Genomic DNA, 12,709 nt, shown 5'->3' with positions numbered 1-12,709 from the left:
TATTTACGGCATGATAATAAATGCAGTAAAACAAGTGTAATTTAATGAGAATTTACCTGATTTCTTGAGCTTCATAAGCGATAGATATACACTTGGCGCGACTTTAAATGATGTGGATTACCAACTATGCGCGTGGCTGATTTTAGCTTTGACCTTCCCGACGAATTAATTGCTCGTTTTCCTAAGCAAGACAGAACAAGTAGCCGCTTATTGAGCCTAGATGGCCCAAGTGGTGTAGTTGAGCACAAAGTATTTAGTGATTTGCTTGAATTAGTTAACGAAAATGACTTGTTGGTGTTTAATAACACGCGAGTAATACCTGCCCGTATGTTTGGTCAAAAAGCGTCAGGCGGAAAAGTTGAAGTATTAGTAGAGCGTGTGCTTGATGAGCATAGAGTGCTGGCACATGTGCGCGCGAGTAAATCGCTAAAGCCAGGCAACGAAGTAATTCTTGAAGGCAAGGCAAAAGCAACCATGGTTGCGCGTCACGATACCTTATTTGAGCTGGAGTTTGAGCATAGCCAAAACGTACTCGATATATTAAATGATATTGGCCATATGCCATTACCGCCGTATATAGATCGCCCTGATAACGAAGCCGATCGTGAGCGTTATCAAACCGTGTACGGCGAAAAGCCTGGAGCGGTTGCGGCTCCTACCGCCGGTTTGCATTTTGACGATAAGTTAATGACCGCGCTAAAAAATAAAGGCGTACAAATGGCTTTTGTTACACTGCATGTGGGAGCGGGGACGTTTCAACCGGTGCGTGTTGCCACGGTAGATGAGCACATTATGCACTCAGAATACATAGAAGTGCCAGATGATGTGGTTGCTGCTGTAGCAAACACTAAAGCCAATGGTGGGCGTGTTATTGCCATAGGTACAACGTCTGTACGCTCTCTAGAATCGGCAGCAAAAGTACACGGTGGTAAGTTAGATACTTACTTTGGTGATACCGATATATTTATTTATCCGGGTTATCAATTTAATGTGGTTGATGCCATGATCACGAACTTTCACTTACCAGAGTCAACGCTTATTATGCTGGTAAGTGCCTTTGCCGGACAAAACAATATTATGGGCGCATATAACACCGCCATAGAGCAGCAGTATCGTTTTTTTAGTTATGGCGATGCGATGTTTTTAACCCGTAAATAAACACCACAAAATTTACTTGTTTAAGCTGGCTATTTGCTTTTAAATCAGCATTGAATTTACCGCAGTTAATAGTATTAACGCAGTAAAAAGGGTAGAATCGAGCGGTTAAATTATAGCTTGTTGGACTGTTTTTCCGACATTGAGGACAATATGAAATTTGAATTAGACACTACAGACGGTAAAGCGCGCCGCGGCCGCTTGATTTTTGACCGTGGTGTAATAGAAACTCCAGCATTTATGCCTGTAGGTACTTACGGTACTGTTAAAGGCATGACACCGGATGAAGTAAAAGCAACAGGCGCGCAAGTTTGTTTAGGTAATACGTTTCACCTAATGCTGCGCCCAGGCACTGAAATCATTAAGCAACACGGTGGTTTACATAAGTTTATGAATTGGGATTTCCCGATTCTAACTGACTCAGGTGGCTTCCAGGTGTTCAGCCTAGGTGCTATGCGTAAAATTACCGAAGAAGGCGTATTATTTAGCTCCCCAGTAAATGGCGAGAAAATTATGATGACGCCAGAATCATCAATGCAAGTACAGCGCGACTTGGGTTCAGATATCGTGATGATTTTTGACGAATGTACACCATACCCTGCTACCGAAAAAGAAGCTAAAGATTCAATGGAATTGTCACTTCGCTGGGCTAAACGCTCAAAAGAAGGCCATGGCGACAACCCATCTGCACTGTTTGGTATTATTCAAGGTGGTATGTACCCAGAGTTACGTGCACAATCGCAAGCCGGACTTGAAGAAATAGGCTTTGATGGCTATGCATTAGGTGGTTTATCGGTAGGTGAGCCGAAAAACGAAATGATCAATATTCTTGATCATTGCGCGTACAAAATGCCAGCAGACAAACCACGTTATTTAATGGGTGTAGGTAAGCCAGAAGACTTAGTTGAGTCGGTACGCCGTGGTATTGATATGTTTGACTGTGTTATGCCAACCCGTAACGCTCGTAATGGTCATTTATTTATAACCACAGGTGTGGTTAAAATACGTAACGCAGTACATAAAACAGATACTGGCCCGCTTGACCCTGAGTGTGATTGCCATACCTGTGGAAACTACTCACGTGCCTATTTACATCACCTTGATAAATGTAACGAAATTTTAGGCGCACGATTAAATACTATTCATAACTTACGTTATTATCAACGTGTTATGGAAGGCTTACGTAACGCAATTAGCGCAGGTAAGTTAGATGAGTTCGTTCAGAATTTTTATGCTCGCCGTGGCCAAGACGTGCCAGAGCTTGCAGATATAACAAATTAAATTTTAAAAATTAAAGAGGAAGTATCATGAGTTTATTTATTTCGAATGCCCACGCAAGTACTGGTTCTGCATCTGCCGGTGGCGGAATGGAAATGCTAATAATGTTAGCTATTTTCGGTTTGGTTTTTTACTTTTTGATTTATCGCCCGCAAGCTAAGCGTGTTAAAGAGCATAAAAGCTTAATGAGCGCGATGGCTAAAGGTGATGAAGTACTTACCCAAGGCGGTTTAGTGGGTAAAATAGTAAAAATTGCAGATGATAAAGATTTTGTTGTTATCTCATTAAACGAGCAAGCAGAAGTAACAGTACAAAAATCAGCCGTAACTGCGGTATTGCCAAAAGGCACAATGAAGTCGCTATAAAAATAATAAGGACGACCCCGTGTTAAACAAGTTTCCACTTTGGAAGTATTTACTTGTTTTAGCTGTGGTAGCCGTTGGCCTTTTATACGCCTCTCCAAACTTGTATGGTCGCGATCCGGCTATACAAGTTTCTGGCGCTAAAGGTGCTGATGTTGATCTCAGTGTAATAGACAAAGTAAACGCAACCCTCAAAAAACATAACGTTAGTGTTAAATCAACGAAACTCGAAGATGGGCAAATACTCGTTCGCTTTAGAAACGTTGAAGAGCAGCTAAAAGCGCAAGATTTATTGCGTAACTCTCTTAGCGATGATTACATTTCTGCTATAAACATGGCTCCAGCGCAACCAGCTTGGTTAAAAGCGGTTGGCGGCAACCCAATGAAGCTAGGCCTAGACTTAAGTGGTGGTGTGCATTTCACCATGGAAATTGACATGGCGACAGCCGTTGATAACCAGCTTGAGCAAATGGAAGAAGACTTTCGTAGCGACCTACGTGAAGAAAAACTTCGTTATCGCAGTGTTCGCCGTGTAGCGGGCTCTGATCGTATGCGTGTAGAAATGCGCAGCGAAGAAGATAAAGACGCTGCAGAGCGCTTCTTAAAAACGCAGTATCCATTAAATGTATACATAGATGATAGCAGTAACGATAACGCATTTTATGCGACTATGAGTGAGCAAAAACTCAAAGAAATTCGTGATTACGCTATCAAGCAAAACGAAACGATTATTCGTAACCGTATTAACCAAATTGGTGTTGCTGAGCCAAACGTACAGCGCCAAGGTGCTGAGCGAATTATTGTGCAACTACCCGGCATTCAAGATACTGCTCGTGCTAAAGAGATTTTAGGCGCAACGGCCACACTTGAGTTTCGCGAAGTAGAAGAAAACGCCGATATTAGCGCTGCTGCTCAAGGTCGTATCCCACCGGGTACTGAAATGATCATGAGCCGTGACGGTTACCCTGTGGTACTTAAAAAACGTATTATTCTTGAAGGTAGCCATATTACTGGCGCGCAATCAGGTAGCGATGAATACCAACGCCCGCAAGTAAGTATTACGCTAGATAGCAAAGGTGGGGCAAAAATGAATGCCTTTACCAAGCGAGCTATTGGTAAGCGCATGGCCACGGTATTTATTGAATACAAACCATCAGGTAAAAAAGATGCCGACGGTAAAGCGCTTCCGCCTATTAAGGTTGAAGAAGTTATTAACGTAGCAACTATTCAAGCACGCCTTGATCGCTCGTTCCGTATTACCGGTATTGATAACCCAGCAGAAGCACATAACTTAAGCTTATTACTACGTGCTGGTGCACTTGTAGCGCCAATTCAAATAGTTGAAGAGCGCACCGTAGGGCCAAGCTTAGGGCAAGAAAACATTGAAGCAGGTATGACCGCGGTAGCACTTGGTTTTGCATTCGTACTTGCATTTATGCTTATTTACTACAAAGGCTTTGGCATGGTTGCTAACCTTGCGCTTGCTGCTAACTTAGTACTTATTATTGGTGTTATGTCGTTAATTCCAGGCGCAACGCTTACTTTGCCTGGTATTGCCGGTATTGTACTAACTGTAGGTATGGCGGTTGATGCCAACGTACTTATTTTTGAACGTATTCGTGAAGAGCTGGCCGATGGCCGTAGCCCTCAACAAGCCGTTCATTTTGGTTATGACAGTGCATTTAGCACTATTTTCGATGCCAATATTACCACCTTAATTGCTGCCGTTATTTTGTTTGCTGTGGGCACTGGCCCAATTGCAGGCTTTGCGGTTACGTTAGCAATTGGTATTTTAACGTCAATGTTTACAGCTATTGTTGGTACACGTGCGATTATCAACTTATTTATCGGCGGTAAACGTGTTGATAAACTTTCAATTTAAGGAGTAGCCATGCAAATTTTAAAATTGGGTAGCAAAACCCTACGTTTCATGTCTCTTCGTAAAGTGGCAATGGGTTTTTCAACGTTATTAATTTTAGCGGCATTTATATCGGTTTTCACTAAAGGCTTAAACTTTGGTTTAGACTTTACCGGTGGTACTGCCGTAGAAGTTGGCTTTTCGCAACCTGCAGATCTTAAAAAGGTGCGTAATGTACTTGCCGAAAATGGCTTTGCAGATGCATCGGTACAATTGTTTGGTTCAAGCCAAGAAATTTTAGTTCGTTTAGCGCCGCGCGGCGATGACGTAAAAGCTGAAGTTATTGGTAACCAAGTTATTGCTGCATTAAAGCTAGCAGACGAAAGCGTAGTAATGCGCCGTATTGAGTTTGTTGGCCCAAGCGTAGGTGAAGACCTAAAAGAGCAGGGTGGCCTGGCCATGTTAACTGCGCTTATTTGTATCTTGATTTATGTAGCGTTTCGCTTTGAATGGCGTTTTGCAGTAGGCGCAGTAAGCGGCTTAATTCACGATGTTATTATTACCGTTGGCTTATTTTCGGTATTAGGTTTAGAGTTCGATTTAACCATATTAGCGGCTATATTAGCGGTAATAGGTTACTCGCTAAACGATACCATTGTAGTATCTGACCGTATTCGTGAAAACTTCCGCAAAGTACGTATTGATGACACGATAGAAATTATCGATATTTCTTTAACACAAACGCTTAATCGTACCTTAGTAACGTCAATTACCACTATTTTAGTATTAATTGCCTTGTTTATTTGGGGCGGTCAAACCATTCATGGCTTTGCTACAGCATTGTTATTTGGTGTGTTTATTGGTACTTATTCATCTATTTACGTTGCCAGCTCAGTTGCTATTGCACTTGGCGTAAGTAAAGAAGATTTAATACCAGAAGTGATTGAAAAAGAAGGTGCTGATCTAGACGCTATGCCGTAATAGATTTGTAAGCCGATATTAACCGCCCATCTGGGCGGTTTTTTATTGCCTGCACTAAAGCCAAGTATTCAATACATTAACTACCACTGCTTTACTCTTAAATAAAACGATGCCATTTTATTTGTGGTATTAACACTTATCATACTGAAGCTGCGCTAAAGGATAAAAAGCGAGATACAAAGTTAATTGTTTCACTAAGCAGTTTAATCGTCATAAATAATTTTTTGCAGACAACAAAAAAGGAGCCTAAGCTCCTTTTTTAAACCATGCAGTTTTTATTAACGAAGTAATGACTCTGTTAATACAGGGCGAATTTCGCGAATTATTGCTTGAGTTAGCTTAGGTGCGCCACAGATAATGTTACCACTATTGTTATAGTTTACGCCGCCAGCAAAATCTACAACCATGCCGCCTGCTTCTTTTACTAATAGCTCGCCTGCAGCAGTATCCCAAGGTTTTAAACCAATTTCGAAAAAGCCATCAACGCGTCCAGCAGCAACATAAGCCATGTCTAGCGCAGCAGAGCCCGCACGACGGATATCAGCTGTATGTATGAATAAAGCTTTAAACGCTTCTGTGTATGCATCTAGGTGTTGTTTTTGCTTGAAAGGGAAGCCAGTAGCTAAGATTGAACCGCCTAAATCAACTGTTTTAGAAACGCGTAAACGTTTGCTATTAAGTTGTGCGCCTTGACCACGAGAGGCAGTGAAAAGCTCACCACGAATTGGATCATAAATAACGGCTTGGTCTAAACGACCTTTTACTTTAAGTGCGATAGAAACCGCAAAATGAGGAATACCCTTGATGAAGTTAGTTGTGCCATCAAGCGGGTCAACAATCCATTGGTAATCTGCATCCTTACCTTTATGCTCGCCTAATTCTTCACCAACAATGCAGTGATCAGGGTAAGAGCGTAAAATGGTGTCGCGAATTATAGCTTCAGCTTCTTTATCAATGTTAGTCACTAAATCGTTAGTGCCTTTTTGTTGAACTTCAACTTTTGATAAATCTTCACTTGCACGAAGTATAATTTTGCCTGCGTTACGCGCAGCGCGAACCGCAATGTTTAACATTGGATGCATGGTATTACCTTTGGGTTGTAAAAGAACGTTTATATATTTTAGCTGGCGTATTTTAGCGACTTTTGCCATAAAGTAAACAACAAAGCCTAAATACTTTTGTTTGTTTTTTGTACTTACTTGATGTGCAGGGCATTTTATACAAATTCAGCATTGATGAATCTGCAAAGCACTTTTTAAATGTGTTCTAGTGCTTTAAAAATTTAGCATGTTTTTTACTCTTTAACCTGGGCTCAAGTTAAAAGCTATGAACATGCTTTTATAGGTGGTTCATCACATTGGAGTACCACTTTTACCACCAAGTTGGGTTTTTAATTGGTTAGCAAAGCTAATAAATTTTTCTTTAATGGTGCGCTTAATCTTTATTTCTACCGAGCCCATAATAGCCTTTCCCTCAATATGGATGGTCGGGCCTTGATGCTTGTTAAGTGCCACTGTTTTATTTTCAACACTACTAATAATGCTAAACATTTTTGATACTACATTAACGTGTTCTGGTACGTATATTTCATCACTGCCAAAAATACAGTTAACATGAATCGTTATCTCTTGGTGGGTAAAAATAGCATCGGTAAAATCAAGTACTACCGAGCCCATAAAGTTAGTCAGGTAAATATTTTTAGGCACAATCCACTGGCCACTTCTTTCATTGGAGCCTAAAATACTGCGTAATGTAAAGTCACTCTGGCTAAATTGCTGAGCGCTGTAATTGGGTGAAAATTGCGAATGTTTTTGGGCATTATATTGCTGATCAGTATTAAGGGTTAAATCCTCAACTAAGCTAACAAGGACTTCATTATTATTTGTAGCCATTGCCTCATCTAAACGCCTTTCAAATGCTTCTACAGAAATAACTCCGTGGCTGTAATTATAAATTAGTTGATCAATCACTTCTTCGCGCACTTGCTCTAGCGGGCGGTCTGTTATTTTTACGCTCATGAGGGTATTCCTTTTATTTTACTGTTGTCACTATATAAGCAAAGCACATACCAAAAATATTATTTTTATTAATCAGCTTGTTATGTTTTTAGCCTATTTATAACTTTGTCATATTAACGATTCATTAACCAAAATAGTAATTATCTAGTTATTTTCACAACTGAGAACTTTTTACCGATAAGTCGGTAAAAAAGTGATGTATACAAAGTGAAGTTATTTTATATTTAACCTTAAGTCTATGATTTTACTTGTTTATTAAAGTTGGCCTAAAGCTGGCATTAGTTAAAGTGTCTTTAATCAAAAGGAGAAAGATTATGAAAACATTTAACAAATCTATCATTGCGGCGTTAGTTTTAGGTACTACGGCTATGGGTGCTCAAGCGAGCAGCTGGGAAAATGAAAGTAAAGATGCTTGGATTGATGGTAAGGCTGAAACAGTGCTTCTTATGAACACTAACCTCAATAACTTTGACATCAACACTGATGTAAAAAATGGCAAAGTTATACTAACAGGTAAAGTTAATAGCGAACTCGACAAAGAGCTAGCAGAAGAACTTGTACTGAGTTTAGATGGCGTAACCGATGTTGATAACCAGCTTACTGTTGTGAAAAGCATGAACAGTAAAAGCCATGACAACATGAAAGATGATGATGGTAGCGGCTTAACCGACGCTAAAATTACCACAGTCATCACAACGCGTTATTTATTTAACTCAGAAGTTGGTGGTACAAACATTGATGTAGATACTGACAAAGGTGTAGTTACTCTTACCGGTACAGTGAACTCAGATGCTGAAAAACAGCTTGCAGTAAAAATTGCTAAAAATGCTGAAGATGTTCGCGACGTAGTAGATAAATTAACGATAGTTGCAAAGTAATATAGTATTTATAAAACCCAGCTTTGCTGGGTTTTTGCTTATAATTTTTTGTTTATAAATAAGGAAGTATTTATGGATATTATACGTATTATTTTTTCAATCTTACTGCCACCACTGGGAGTATTTTTACAGGTGGGTTTAGGCTTACATTTTTGGATAAATATTTTACTTACGTTGTTTGGTTACTTCCCTGGAGTAATACATGCAATCTACATTATCGCAAAAAAATAATTCATTTCTGTTTGTCGCGTAATATAAGCTGTAAGTTGCTTATTTAAAGCCCAATTTTTAAATTACGCGATATACAGCCTTCCATTTCACTTTTACTTAGCTGCCAGTATTAACCCTAAATTCTGCAAATTTTAATATTACACCCATAAAAAGATTACTATTTAAGCAGTTAGACCATTGATTGTTAAAATAAAGACTTTTGCTAGTGACAAGCCCCTAAAAACTTTTTATACTGCACCCCGCTTTAGTCGCTATGTGACTAAACGCTTCTTAAAAAATTAACTGTTTACAGTTATACAAAAAGTTGGCCCCTTAGCTCAGTTGGTTAGAGCACACGACTCATAATCGTTAGGTCCCCAGTTCGAGTCTGGGAGGGGCCACCACTTTTACAAGCTTCCCAAGTAAATACAAATATCTACTAACCGAAATTACCCTTTGATACTTCTCACAATAACAAAAAACTTAACTTATTAGAGCAACTAATTGTGAATAAAAAATTGTATGTATTAAAAGATTAGCCTTACATCAAAGATGTTTCGTTCTATAAAGCTTTGATGCTTGTATTACCCTGTTTTACAGGGGGGGTCTTTATTAATAATACAAAATAGATAATTTACCAATGGGAAAAAAGAGAACAGACTGCTTTTAAATATGAGGCTTACTCTGAATTTGAATCACTTGCGAATAACTACTTAAGTGACATACTGGGTAGAGATGATTAAGGCTTTATATGACACCAGAAGAACTAGAGCAGCAGGCTATAACTTTTGCAAAAAGCAATAGAACACGTATAGCTCGCAAACTAACAGATAAAAACGAGTTCCCTTCAGACATAAGGCCTGTTTCTGTTTTTATGTCAGGTTCACCAGGTGCAGGTAAAACTGAGACATCAAAAGCTTTTTTAGAAGAAATTGGAGCTGATAATGTGCTAAGGCTTGATCCTGATGAGCTAAGAGAGCTTATACCTGGTTATTCAGGTGATAACTCGTATTTATTTCATCGCGCAGTTTCTTTTATCGTAGAGCGGACACTTGACCATGCGTTTAAAAACAAGCAGTCTTTTTTGTTAGATGGAACTTTGGCAAGCTATGATGTTGCAAAAAAGAATATTGAACGCTCTATTCGCAAGGGAAGGCAGGTACTTATTTTGTTTGTATATCAGAAGCCAGAACTCGCTTGGGAGTTCGTTGAGGCAAGAGAAAAGCTAGAAGGGCGTAGAATTCTACCAAATATCTTCATTGATCAGTTCTTTGCCTCTCAGGAGGTTATAAGGGAGCTTAAGTTAAATTTTGGTAGTCAAATACAAGTTGATTTATTAGTTAAAAATAACAAAGGTAAAACTCGTTTTTATCACGGTAATGTTCAGGCTATAGAGCATCATTTAGATGAAAAATTCACTAGAGAAGATCTGGAGAGCCTGATAGAATCACCATCCAGCTCAAAAAACGAGCTTTAGGAGAGTTTATGTTTTCAAATTTAATTAAGCCAAAGCCAACGCAAAACTCTAAGCTTTCAGACTTTGTGTTAGATTCTAGCTCAAGCGAGAAGAAGCGAGTTTATAGCCAAGTTATTGAGCGAGCTATTTCTTCCCAGGTTCAAGTCGTAAATAAAGCTTCAGCTATCCAAAGATAATTAGTAAAAAGTCCCAACAAGGGACTTTTTACTGTTTAGAAATTTATGTCATTTTAGTAGCATTAAGAAAACAGGAGTGACATATGATTCATCCCTGCGGCATTACTTCGTTCTGAACACTGGGTTTTCTCGGCAGTATTCGATAAATTAATTTTTACGGTAGATCTCATGTTCAATATCGTAAATATTAACGCTTAAACTGTCTGATGCTCTGCAATAGGTTTTTAAACACTCAAGTAGTTGCTCACTTAACATTTGCTTTTGCTCAATAGAACGCCCCGCCAAAATGTGTACCGCAATATGTATAAACCCCGACCCGCCTGCGCCAAGTAGATATTGCTGATAGGAAATAGCGCGTGTTTTTATGGTTTCTAAATCAAATAAATTACTTTGGAAAGCGGCGTTGTGAATTTTTTCTACAAGTACTTGTGGTAATACAGGGAGGTCTTCTGAGTGTTCAATAATAATGTGCGGCATTTAGGCGTTCCTATTATGAGTTACTACATGTGTGAACCTTATTATACCAAATACCAGGTTACCCGCTAACCCCTACAATGCTGAATTAGCATCTTTTTGTTTTGCACAATTAGCCATTAAGAAGTGTTATGGTGCGGCAAAGGTGAATGTATATAGCGCAATGTTTATTTTTTACAACATGTGTTTTGTAGCTGTAAATACGTTTAGTATAGAAGAATAAACCGTATCCCTCTTTAAGTATGTTGGAGAACACGATGAAGTATTTAAAAGTCAGCTTTTTACTCGCAGGTATGCTTACCTTAACAGCGTGCTCAGATGATGTTGCCTCTGTAAGCCTTGGGTTATTTACCACCAAGGATGTAATTGTAAATTCGCAACAAGACCCTTTAGTCACTGGGGTAACGTGCCATATTAGCCATATAGAAGCTAATTTAGATTTTTCAGATCCTTCTGATATGTCAATTTCGTGTCGGCAAACCGGGGTTATTACCGCAGAGCAATTGCAGCAGATTGATCGGAGTAAATCTGGGGAAGTGGTATTTAAATCATCTAAAAGTATTTTGTTTAAATCATTAAAAGTGCGTCGTATTTACGATGCTAAAGCACATACCTTATTGTATTTGTCGTACTCGACTAAAGAGTCTACGGGGAGTCATCATCATGCGTTATCTACTGTGCCATTATACAATACACAAGCATGGCAATGGGCGCTTGGGCAAGAGCGAGAGTAAGCTATGTTAGCGTTATTTAAGCCCAAACCATTACTGGCTGAGCAAGAGCAGCAATGGTTAATTGATACCTTTATATGGGCAGTTGAAAACTTTGATGTTGAGTTTTTTACCCAGCATACGCAAATCACTTTGCCCACGGTTGAGTTCTTTCCCGACTCGGTATCGAGTATTGAAGAAATGGCCACTAAGGTATTTAACCGCGTAAGTAGTTATGCGGGTATGACAGCGTGGCCTATTCAACTAGTTGCACCGCAGCAGCTCACTCCACAGGTTTTTCCACAGTTTAAATTTAGCCAACAACTACGTGGCGAAGGCGCTAAATTAATTGTACCGCCTAGCCAGGCTATTAATATTTCGTTTAATCCAAATCAAGTAAACCAGCCACAAGACTTAGTTGCCAGTTTTGCTGGAACGTTAGCGACTATTTTAATTCATCATGTAGGCGTATTACCACCGGGCGGAAAAGACTACTTAGCGCAAGCTGCTGATGCACTGGCTTGCTTTTTAGGCTTTGGGGTAATGATGAGCAATACGGTATATCAGTTTAAGGGCGGCTGTGGCTCGTGTTATAACCCTTATGCAAATCGCGAAGCGTCGTTGAACGAAACCCATACGGTATTTATGCATGCGTTAGTGAGTTACTTTAAAAATGATAAACGCTCTAAGCAGCATTTAAAACCGCATTTGCGCGGCCAATTTAAAAAAGCGCAAAAAGAAATTAAAGCATTAGTCAATAACTCAGCTAACCCGCTGTTATTAGCGTATATGCCAAACTAAGCAGAGATATTGTGTGAATTACTTAGACGAATTTTTACTGATTGCCGTAGCGCACTTTTTTGCAGTAGCAAGCCCAGGGCCCGATTTTGCTGTGGTATTAAAGCAAAGTGTGCAGCAAGGTAGGCGCAATGCTCTTTGGACTAGTGCAGGTGTTGGTGCGGCTATTTTATCATTTGAGCCGAAAAACTCCGTCCTTTAGGTCGGGGATGTAAGGTTTTAGCGCAACGCGCTAACAATAGAGCTTGAATCTTACAAAAACACTGTGTATCTTGTAAGGCATGAAAGAGATAGCGGTTAAACAACGGTTCTACCCAACACCTGAGCAAGTAAC

Annotated in this window: 14 protein-coding genes, 1 tRNA gene and 1 pseudogene; 13 read left to right on the top strand and 3 right to left on the bottom strand. The window is 39.6% G+C overall.

The window, feature by feature from the left end; all coding sequences use genetic code 11:
* Window positions 1-126: 126 nt before the first annotated feature.
* The 5 genes from queA to secF all read left to right on the top strand — a co-directional run bounded on the left by queA (window position 127) and on the right by secF (window position 5,634).
* Window positions 127-1,158, top strand: a complete 1,032-nt coding sequence (queA, locus tag AAEZ18_RS11400) for a tRNA preQ1(34) S-adenosylmethionine ribosyltransferase-isomerase QueA (protein ID WP_011327031.1) — start codon at window positions 127-129, stop codon at window positions 1,156-1,158.
* A 150-nt stretch (window positions 1,159-1,308) separates the two neighbouring features.
* Window positions 1,309-2,436: a tRNA guanosine(34) transglycosylase Tgt gene (gene tgt, locus AAEZ18_RS11395; RefSeq protein ID WP_089367646.1), complete on the top strand. Its 1,128-nt coding sequence runs from the start codon at window positions 1,309-1,311 to the stop codon at window positions 2,434-2,436.
* Window positions 2,437-2,462: 26 nt separating this feature from the next.
* A complete protein-coding gene (gene yajC / locus AAEZ18_RS11390) occupies window positions 2,463-2,798 on the top strand; it encodes a preprotein translocase subunit YajC (protein WP_011327033.1) in 336 nt (111 codons plus the stop codon).
* 19 nt (window positions 2,799-2,817) lie between these two features.
* Window positions 2,818-4,677, top strand: a complete 1,860-nt coding sequence (gene secD, locus AAEZ18_RS11385) for a protein translocase subunit SecD (protein WP_011327034.1) — start codon at window positions 2,818-2,820, stop codon at window positions 4,675-4,677.
* Between the two features lie 9 nt (window positions 4,678-4,686).
* On the top strand, window positions 4,687-5,634 hold the full coding sequence (gene secF / locus AAEZ18_RS11380) for a protein translocase subunit SecF (protein WP_011327035.1): 948 nt from the start codon (window positions 4,687-4,689) through the stop codon (window positions 5,632-5,634).
* A 278-nt stretch (window positions 5,635-5,912) separates the two neighbouring features.
* Here secF and suhB read toward each other — a convergent pair whose 3' ends face one another.
* A complete protein-coding gene (gene suhB, locus AAEZ18_RS11375; RefSeq protein ID WP_011327036.1) occupies window positions 5,913-6,716 on the bottom strand; it encodes an inositol-1-monophosphatase in 804 nt (267 codons plus the stop codon).
* Window positions 6,717-6,986: 270 nt separating this feature from the next.
* On the bottom strand, window positions 6,987-7,652 hold the full coding sequence (locus tag AAEZ18_RS11370; protein ID WP_086995927.1) for a LiaF domain-containing protein: 666 nt from the start codon (window positions 7,650-7,652) through the stop codon (window positions 6,987-6,989).
* Window positions 7,653-7,966: 314 nt separating this feature from the next.
* Here AAEZ18_RS11370 and AAEZ18_RS11365 point away from each other — a divergent pair, with 314 nt between their 5' ends.
* The 5 genes from AAEZ18_RS11365 to AAEZ18_RS11345 all read left to right on the top strand — a co-directional run bounded on the left by AAEZ18_RS11365 (window position 7,967) and on the right by AAEZ18_RS11345 (window position 10,393).
* A complete protein-coding gene (locus tag AAEZ18_RS11365) occupies window positions 7,967-8,530 on the top strand; it encodes a BON domain-containing protein (RefSeq protein ID WP_086995925.1) in 564 nt (187 codons plus the stop codon).
* Between the two features lie 72 nt (window positions 8,531-8,602).
* A complete protein-coding gene (locus tag AAEZ18_RS11360) occupies window positions 8,603-8,761 on the top strand; it encodes a YqaE/Pmp3 family membrane protein (RefSeq protein WP_011327039.1) in 159 nt (52 codons plus the stop codon).
* 306 nt (window positions 8,762-9,067) lie between these two features.
* Window positions 9,068-9,144 (top strand) — tRNA-Ile (locus AAEZ18_RS11355).
* 347 nt (window positions 9,145-9,491) lie between these two features.
* The gene (locus tag AAEZ18_RS11350) at window positions 9,492-10,217 is read left to right on the top strand and encodes a zeta toxin family protein (RefSeq protein WP_011327040.1); all 726 of its coding nucleotides are present in this window, start codon (window positions 9,492-9,494) and stop codon (window positions 10,215-10,217) included.
* Window positions 10,218-10,225: 8 nt separating this feature from the next.
* Complete coding sequence (locus AAEZ18_RS11345) at window positions 10,226-10,393, top strand: hypothetical protein (protein WP_011327041.1); 168 nt, start codon at window positions 10,226-10,228, stop codon at window positions 10,391-10,393.
* 147 nt (window positions 10,394-10,540) lie between these two features.
* On the opposite strand, the gene AAEZ18_RS11340 is transcribed toward AAEZ18_RS11345, so the two are convergent.
* A complete protein-coding gene (locus AAEZ18_RS11340) occupies window positions 10,541-10,870 on the bottom strand; it encodes a 5-carboxymethyl-2-hydroxymuconate Delta-isomerase (RefSeq protein WP_011327042.1) in 330 nt (109 codons plus the stop codon).
* A gap of 254 nt (window positions 10,871-11,124) precedes the next feature.
* Between AAEZ18_RS11340 and AAEZ18_RS11335 the strand changes: the two genes are divergently transcribed.
* From AAEZ18_RS11335 to AAEZ18_RS11325, 3 genes and pseudogenes are all read left to right on the top strand, one after another.
* Window positions 11,125-11,601 (top strand): CreA family protein, encoded by a 477-nt coding sequence (locus tag AAEZ18_RS11335; RefSeq protein ID WP_083497484.1) that lies wholly within the window; start codon window positions 11,125-11,127, stop codon window positions 11,599-11,601.
* A gap of 3 nt (window positions 11,602-11,604) precedes the next feature.
* A complete protein-coding gene (locus AAEZ18_RS11330) occupies window positions 11,605-12,378 on the top strand; it encodes a hypothetical protein (protein WP_179808261.1) in 774 nt (257 codons plus the stop codon).
* A gap of 13 nt (window positions 12,379-12,391) precedes the next feature.
* Window positions 12,392-12,547: pseudogene (locus tag AAEZ18_RS11325) on the top strand (LysE family transporter); the annotation flags it as partial.
* Between the last annotated feature and the right edge of the window lie 162 nt (window positions 12,548-12,709).

Source organism: Pseudoalteromonas sp. 19-MNA-CIBAN-0066 (genome assembly GCF_040308705.1).
Taxonomy (GTDB): domain Bacteria; phylum Pseudomonadota; class Gammaproteobacteria; order Enterobacterales; family Alteromonadaceae; genus Pseudoalteromonas; species Pseudoalteromonas nigrifaciens.
The sequence above is the reverse complement of the archived record's forward strand: the minus strand, read 5'-3'. Positions and strand labels throughout refer to the sequence as shown.

Coding starts and splice junctions, on each gene's coding strand:
- queA (WP_011327031.1), top strand. CDS start 127: ATGCGCGTGGCTGATTTTAGCTTTGACCTTCCCGACGAATTAATTGCT.
- tgt (WP_089367646.1), top strand. CDS start 1,309: ATGAAATTTGAATTAGACACTACAGACGGTAAAGCGCGCCGCGGCCGC.
- yajC (WP_011327033.1), top strand. CDS start 2,463: ATGAGTTTATTTATTTCGAATGCCCACGCAAGTACTGGTTCTGCATCT.
- secF (WP_011327035.1), top strand. CDS start 4,687: ATGCAAATTTTAAAATTGGGTAGCAAAACCCTACGTTTCATGTCTCTT.
- suhB (WP_011327036.1), bottom strand. CDS start 6,716: ATGCATCCAATGTTAAACATTGCGGTTCGCGCTGCGCGTAACGCAGGC.
- AAEZ18_RS11370 (WP_086995927.1), bottom strand. CDS start 7,652: ATGAGCGTAAAAATAACAGACCGCCCGCTAGAGCAAGTGCGCGAAGAA.
- AAEZ18_RS11365 (WP_086995925.1), top strand. CDS start 7,967: ATGAAAACATTTAACAAATCTATCATTGCGGCGTTAGTTTTAGGTACT.
- AAEZ18_RS11360 (WP_011327039.1), top strand. CDS start 8,603: ATGGATATTATACGTATTATTTTTTCAATCTTACTGCCACCACTGGGA.
- AAEZ18_RS11350 (WP_011327040.1), top strand. CDS start 9,492: ATGACACCAGAAGAACTAGAGCAGCAGGCTATAACTTTTGCAAAAAGC.
- AAEZ18_RS11345 (WP_011327041.1), top strand. CDS start 10,226: ATGTTTTCAAATTTAATTAAGCCAAAGCCAACGCAAAACTCTAAGCTT.
- AAEZ18_RS11340 (WP_011327042.1), bottom strand. CDS start 10,870: ATGCCGCACATTATTATTGAACACTCAGAAGACCTCCCTGTATTACCA.
- AAEZ18_RS11335 (WP_083497484.1), top strand. CDS start 11,125: ATGAAGTATTTAAAAGTCAGCTTTTTACTCGCAGGTATGCTTACCTTA.
- AAEZ18_RS11330 (WP_179808261.1), top strand. CDS start 11,605: ATGTTAGCGTTATTTAAGCCCAAACCATTACTGGCTGAGCAAGAGCAG.